Source organism: Microbacterium sp. HMWF026 (assembly GCF_003061325.1).
Taxonomy (GTDB): domain Bacteria; phylum Actinomycetota; class Actinomycetes; order Actinomycetales; family Microbacteriaceae; genus Microbacterium; species Microbacterium testaceum_E.
This window is the reverse complement of sequence record NZ_QAJB01000067.1, coordinates 1-4649: the sequence shown is the minus strand read 5'-3', so window position 1 is coordinate 4649 and position 4649 is coordinate 1. Positions and strand designations below refer to the sequence as shown.

At 70.4% G+C, this 4649-nt stretch carries 4 protein-coding genes; 1 reads left to right on the top strand and 3 read right to left on the bottom strand.

Features of this window, described 5'->3' with window-relative positions:
• The first annotated feature begins 81 nt into the window (after positions 1–81).
• Entirely contained in the window at positions 82–1065 is a 984-nt protein-coding gene (locus DBR36_RS03185; protein WP_108317534.1) for an asparaginase, read from the top strand.
• Between the two features lie 15 nt (positions 1066–1080).
• On the opposite strand, the gene DBR36_RS03180 is transcribed toward DBR36_RS03185, so the two are convergent.
• From DBR36_RS03180 to DBR36_RS03170, 3 genes are all read right to left on the bottom strand, one after another.
• Complete coding sequence (locus DBR36_RS03180; protein ID WP_108317533.1) at positions 1081–2613, bottom strand: APC family permease; 1533 nt, start codon at positions 2611–2613, stop codon at positions 1081–1083.
• A 45-nt stretch (positions 2614–2658) separates the two neighbouring features.
• The gene (locus DBR36_RS03175) at positions 2659–3432 is read right to left on the bottom strand and encodes a PP2C family serine/threonine-protein phosphatase (RefSeq protein ID WP_108317532.1); all 774 of its coding nucleotides are present in this window, start codon (positions 3430–3432) and stop codon (positions 2659–2661) included.
• Between the two features lie 115 nt (positions 3433–3547).
• Positions 3548–4528 (bottom strand): aldo/keto reductase, encoded by a 981-nt coding sequence (locus tag DBR36_RS03170; protein WP_108317531.1) that lies wholly within the window; start codon positions 4526–4528, stop codon positions 3548–3550.
• Positions 4529–4649: the final 121 nt, after the last annotated feature.

Below are 4649 nucleotides of genomic sequence, written 5' to 3'. Positions count from 1 at the left end.
CCGTTCATGTCCCCAGTCTGCCCCTCCCCCGTGCCCGCGCGGGCCGGAGGAACGCCGGACCCACCGGGATACGATGGTCGGATGCCCGCCACGCCCCCCGCCTCCGTCGAACTCGCCGTCGTCGAACGCAACGGCTTCGTCGAGTCACGCCATCACGGCGTCGCCGTCGTGCTGGCCGCCGACGGCACCGAGAAGCTGGCCCTGGGCGAGGTGACCGCCGCGTTCCTCCCCCGATCGAGCATGAAGCCGCTCCAGGCGCTCGCGTGCCTGTCGGCCGGGGCCGAGCTCGCCGACGAGCGCCTCGCGATCGCGATGGCGAGCCACTGCGGCACCGAGCGTCACGCCGAGGTCGCGCGCGGCATCCTGCAGTCCGCCGGTCTCACCGAGGACGACCTGGGGTGCCCCGCCGCGTGGCCCACCGACACCGCCTCGCGCGACGAGATGGTGCGCGATCACGCCGCGCCGTCACCGCTGCGCATGAACTGCTCGGGCAAGCACGCCGCCATGCTCGTGACGTGCGTGGCGAACGGCTGGCCCACCGAGGGGTACCTCGACGTCCAGCACCCGCTGCAGGTGCACATCCGCGAGGTGATCGAGCGTCTCGTCGGCGAACGCATGACGACGACGGCGATCGACGGCTGCGGCGCCCCGGTCTACGCCATGAGCCTGGTCGGTCTGGCGCGAGCGATCCAGCGCATCGCCACGTCGTCCGAGCGCTCGCCGTTCGCCCTGCACCGCAGCGCCGGCACCCTGGTGCGCGCGGTGCGCGAGAACGCCTGGACCATCGACGGACCGGGGCGTCCCGACACCATCGTGATCGAGCGCCTGGGCGTCTTCAGCAAGATGGGCGCCGAGGGCGTGCAGGTCATGACGGCTCCCGACGGCACCACGGTCGCGCTGAAGATGCTCGACGGATCCAACCGGGCCGGATGGGCGGTGGCGTTGCGCCTGCTCGAGCGGGTCGGAGCCCTGTCGGCTCAGGACGTCGCGGACACCCTCGCCCTGCTGCCGCTGAGCATCTCGGGCGGTGGCCGCGAGGTCGGCGCCATCCGCTCCGCGGTCTGACGCCGACCGGCGGTCTCAGATCCCGCCGTCGACCGAGCGCGGGTAGGCGATCGGCTCCTCGGGCACGAGCACCTCGGTGTCGCGGTTCAGGCTCTCGCCGCGGAAGAACGGCTTCGACCCCGCGAACGCGTACCAGATCAGCATCAGCACCACGCCGATGGCGAGCGCGCCGATGCCCACCACGAAAGTCCCCCCGATTCCGAACAGGACGGTGTTGCCGTACTCGGGGTCCCACATGTCGATCGCGGACTGCACGAAGGCGTAGGTCAGCATGAGCGCTCCGAGCAGGGGCAGGACGCCGCGGTAGACGAGGTTCTTCGCCGACGAGAACAGGTCCCGGCGGAAGTACCAGACGCACGCGTACCCGGTCATCGCGTAGTAGAACGCGATCGCCAGACCCAGCGACAGGATCGAGTCCTGCAGGATGTTGTCGCTGATGATCGTCATGCCGATGTAGTAGACGCTCGCGACGATCCCCATCACCAGGGTCGAGAACGACGGCGTGCGGTACGTCGGGTGCACCGTCCGGAACCGCCCCGGCAGGGCCTTGTACGCCGCCATCGCCAGCGTGCCGCGCGCGGTGGGCAGGATGGTCGTCTGCGTCGACGAGACCGCCGAGATGAGCACCGCCACCACCAGCAGCCAGCCGAACGGACCGAAGAGGCCGTCCTTCAGCGCGAGGAACACGTCGTCGGCGTTGTCGGGATTGGCCAGGCCCGCGCCGTCCTCCCCCACTCCCGCGTACATCATCGCCGCCACCGTGACGGTGACGTACGTCCCGAGCAGGATGACGGTGGTCAGGAGCGCGGCCCGACCGGGGATGCGCGTGGGGTCCTTCGTCTCCTCGTTGAGGGCGAGGCAGGTGTCCCAGCCCCAGTAGATGAACAGGGCGAGCAGCACGGCCTCGGTGAACCCGCTCCAGTCGGTGAATCCCAGCGGGTTGAACCAGGCGAGGTCGAAGGGCGTCGGGTTCGGGGCGGTCCCGTCGAAGAACTTCCACAGCGCCAGCACGACGAACAGCGCGAGGACGAGGTACTGCACCGCGAGCAGGACGTTCTGGATGCGCTCGCCGATCTCGACGCCGCGGTAGCTGACGTACGTCATCGCGGCGATGAAGACCACCCCCGTCGCCGTGACGAGCGGGACGTTCTCGGCCAGCGAGCCGTCGCCGACGAGGGTCCACAAATAGATGCCCGCGATCTGCGACAGGTTGGCCAGCACCACCATGCCCGCCACGGCCACGCCCCAGCCGCCCATCCACCCGACCCACGGGCCGAACGCCTTCGTCCCCCACGTGAAGGTCGTCCCGCAGTCCGGGACGGCGTTGTTCAGCTCGCGGTACGCGAAGGCGATGAACAGCATCGGGATGAAGGCCAGGACGAAGGCGATGGGGGCTTGGGCGCCCACCGCGAGGACGACGAAACCCAGGGTGGCGACGAGCGAGTACACGGGGGCGGTGGATGCCAGACCGATGACGGTCGAGCCCCAGAGCCCCAGAGTGCCGCTGGCCAGTCCCTTGCCGTCGGTCCGTTCGGGTGCGGAGGTCATATGCCGAACGTAGAATCCGCGGCCGGCCGCGGTCAAGGAATATTCTCAGGCGGTGCGACGGGCGACGTCGAGGACGACGATCGTGATGTTGTCGCGGCCGCCGTTCTCGAGCGCGGCGGCCAGCATCGCCTCGACGGCGGCGGCCGGGTCGCTGTTGGCCTCGAGGAAGTGCCGGATGCCGAAGTCGGTCAGCTCTTTGGTGAGCCCGTCGGAGCAGATCACGAAGCGGTCGCCGTCGAGCACGTCGAGGCGCAGGTAATCGGGTTTGACGCTGTCGCTGGGGCCAACGGCCCGCGTGATGACGTTGCCGTAGGGGTGGTTCTCGGCCTCTTCGGGGCTCAACCGGCCCGCGGCGATGAGCTCCTGCACCACGGAATGGTCTGTCGTGACCTGGACGATCTCGCCGTCGCGCAGCAGATATACCCGTGAATCGCCGATGTTGAGCGTCACCCAGTGGGGTTCGTCGGTGTGGGTCTCGAGGTACACGCCGGTCAGCGTCGTGCCCGTGCCCTCGTCGGTCGTCTCGGGGTGCGAGATGATGTCCTTCACCGCGCGCGACAGCGCCTTCTCGATGTTCTTGGTCGAAACGCTCCCGCCGGCCACCATGGCCCGCAGGCGGTCGACCGTGCTCGCGCTGGCGATCTCGCCGCCGAGGTGCCCGCCCATCCCGTCGGCGACGACGAAGAGAGGGTAGTCCGCGAGGACGGCATCCTGATTCACTTCTCGCCGCCGACCCGTGTCGGTGGTCGCGGCCCAGGCCAGATCGAGGGTGCCGTCGTCCAGGGGGACGCTGCGCGTGTGTGTGGTCACCTCGGGCACGAACGATCCTCCGGTTGGCCGACAGCTACGCCGGCGGGTACGCACGGCTTTGTCATCCTAGTCGACGCCCGGGCCGGTTCCGGGGAGGCGCCGCGTGCGGCCGCCGTCGAGCCGCTCATCCCGCGGCGGGGTCGGCGGGAAGGGGCAGGATGCCGTCGATCTCGGCGACCTCGTCCGCGGTGGGCGTCCAGGCCGTCGCGGCCGCCGCGTTGGCGCGGACCTGCTCGGGACTCGTCGCCCCCGCGATCACACTCGACACGAGCGGATGGGCGAGGAACCATCCGAAGGTGGCCTCGAGCATGGTGATGCCGCGCTGTGCGCAGAACGCCTCGTACCGCTCGAGGGCGTCCCACGGCGCATCGCGCCACAGGTGGGGGCGCTGGCGCATGATGCGGCTGCCCTCGGGTCCGCCGTCGCGGGTGAACTTGCCGGTGAGCAGGCCGTTGTGCAGGGGGAAGAACGGCAGGAACCCCAGCCCGAAATGCTCGACCGCGGGCAGCACCTCGCGCTCGACGGCGCGGGAGAGCAGGCTGTACTGGTTCTGCGCGGACACGAAGCGCTCGCCCGTCGCGCGGTGATCGGCATCCGCGATCTGCCAGCCCGAGAAGTTCGAGTGGCCGATGTAGCGCACCTTGCCCTCGCGGATGAGGTCGTCGAGCACGTCGAGCGTCTCGTCGATCGGGGTCGTCGGGTCGGGCGTGTGCAGCTGGTAGAGGTCGATCCAGTCCGTCCGCAAGCGGCGCAGGGACGCCTCGACGGCCCGCCGGACGTGGGCGCGCGACGCCTTCGCCCCGCCGATCAGCGCGGGGGCGAGATCGGCATGGCCGAACTTCGTGGCGAGCACGACCCGGTCGCGGCGCCCCTGCAGTGCTTCTCCCATGAGGGTCTCGGACAGGCCGGGCTCGCGGCCGTAGACGTCGGCGGTGTCGAGGAAGGTCACGCCCGCCTCGATCGCGGCGTCGAGGACGGCACGGGTCCCCTCGAGGGTCTCGGTGGCCGTTCCGGCCCGACCGAAGTTGTTGCAGCCGAGGCCCACGGCCGAGACACGGAGTCCGGAGCGACCGACGGGACGGAGGGGAAGGGCGGCGGAGGTCATGCCTCCACGCTAGCCCCGCGGGAACGACTGAGCTCCCCGCCGTGGCGGGGAGCTCAGCGCGATCGGGTCAGACCCGGGGTCCGGCCGGCGGGGCCGGCGGCGGAGGCGTGGTGCCCGAAGC